Annotated in this window: 1 rRNA gene; it reads right to left on the bottom strand. The window is 50.5% G+C overall.

The window, feature by feature from the left end:
- Positions 1 to 107: 107 nt before the first annotated feature.
- Positions 108 to 1,671, bottom strand: a 16S ribosomal RNA gene (locus FC37_RS04580).
- Positions 1,672 to 1,892: the final 221 nt, after the last annotated feature.

Below are 1,892 nucleotides of genomic sequence, written 5' to 3'. Positions count from 1 at the left end.
TCTTTGAGGTACTACCCTCAAAACTAAACAAAGTTTCTCAGTGTGCTTCCGCTTGCTTAAGTGACTTCTCTTAGTATCTCTACTCTCCATCACTCTCGCTTCCTTAGAAAGGAGGTGATCCAGCCGCAGGTTCTCCTACGGCTACCTTGTTACGACTTCACCCCAGTCATCTGCCCTGCCTTAGACGGCTCCTTCCCGAAGGTTAGGCCACCGGCTTTGGGCATTGCAGACTTCCATGGTGTGACGGGCGGTGTGTACAAGGCCCGGGAACGTATTCACCGCGGCGTGCTGATCCGCGATTACTAGCGATTCCAGCTTCGTGCAGTCGAGTTGCAGACTGCAGTCCGAACTGAGAACAGCTTTCAGAGATTCGCTTGCCTTCGCAGGCTCGCTTCTCGTTGTACTGCCCATTGTAGCACGTGTGTAGCCCAGGTCATAAGGGGCATGATGACTTGACGTCATCCCCACCTTCCTCCGGTTTGTCACCGGCAGTCTCATTAGAGTGCCCAACTTAATGCTGGCAACTAATAACAAGGGTTGCGCTCGTTGCGGGACTTAACCCAACATCTCACGACACGAGCTGACGACAGCCATGCACCACCTGTCTTAGCGTCCCCGAAGGGAACTCCTAATCTCTTAGGATGGCACTAGATGTCAAGACCTGGTAAGGTTCTTCGCGTTGCTTCGAATTAAACCACATGCTCCACCGCTTGTGCGGGCCCCCGTCAATTCCTTTGAGTTTCAACCTTGCGGTCGTACTCCCCAGGCGGAGTGCTTAATGCGTTAGCTGCAGCACTGAGAAGCGGAAACCTCCCAACACTTAGCACTCATCGTTTACGGCATGGACTACCAGGGTATCTAATCCTGTTCGCTACCCATGCTTTCGAGCCTCAGCGTCAGTTGCAGACCAGAGAGCCGCCTTCGCCACTGGTGTTCTTCCATATATCTACGCATTCCACCGCTACACATGGAGTTCCACTCTCCTCTTCTGCACTCAAGAAAAACAGTTTCCGATGCAGTTCCTCGGTTAAGCCGAGGGCTTTCACATCAGACTTATTCTTCCGCCTGCGCTCGCTTTACGCCCAATAAATCCGGACAACGCTTGCCACCTACGTATTACCGCGGCTGCTGGCACGTAGTTAGCCGTGACTTTCTGGTTGATTACCGTCAAATAAAGGCCAGTTACTACCTCTATCCTTCTTCACCAACAACAGAGCTTTACGATCCGAAAACCTTCTTCACTCACGCGGCGTTGCTCCATCAGACTTGCGTCCATTGTGGAAGATTCCCTACTGCTGCCTCCCGTAGGAGTTTGGGCCGTGTCTCAGTCCCAATGTGGCCGATCAGTCTCTCAACTCGGCTATGCATCATTGCCTTGGTAAGCCGTTACCTTACCAACTAGCTAATGCACCGCGGGGCCATCCCATAGCGACAGCTTACGCCGCCTTTTATAAGCTGATCATGCGATCTGCTTTCTTATCCGGTATTAGCACCTGTTTCCAAGTGGTATCCCAGACTATGGGGCAGGTTCCCCACGTGTTACTCACCCATCCGCCGCTCGCGTCCCCAGCGTCATTACCGAAGTAAATCTGCTGGTTCTGCTCGCTCGACTTGCATGTATTAGGCACGCCGCCAGCGTTCGTCCTGAGCCAGGATCAAACTCTCATTTTGAAATTTAAGTTTGAATGATTGCTCATTCGATTATTTAAGATCTTTGTCTCAAATTTATTGCTTGCGAATTGACTTCGCTTCTTGTTTGGGTTTTACACCCGCACACTTTTAGCGAAACTTTGTTCAGTTTTCAAAGTACTACCTCCGTCTGGCTGAACCAGACGGCTTTTATATTTTATCAAATCTCAAATCCTTTGTCAAGAACTTTTTTGATTTGTTTT

The organism is Lactobacillus gallinarum DSM 10532 = JCM 2011, assembly GCF_001434975.1.
GTDB classification, from domain to species: Bacteria; Bacillota; Bacilli; order Lactobacillales; family Lactobacillaceae; genus Lactobacillus; species Lactobacillus gallinarum.
This window is presented reverse-complemented; position numbering and strand designations above follow the sequence as displayed.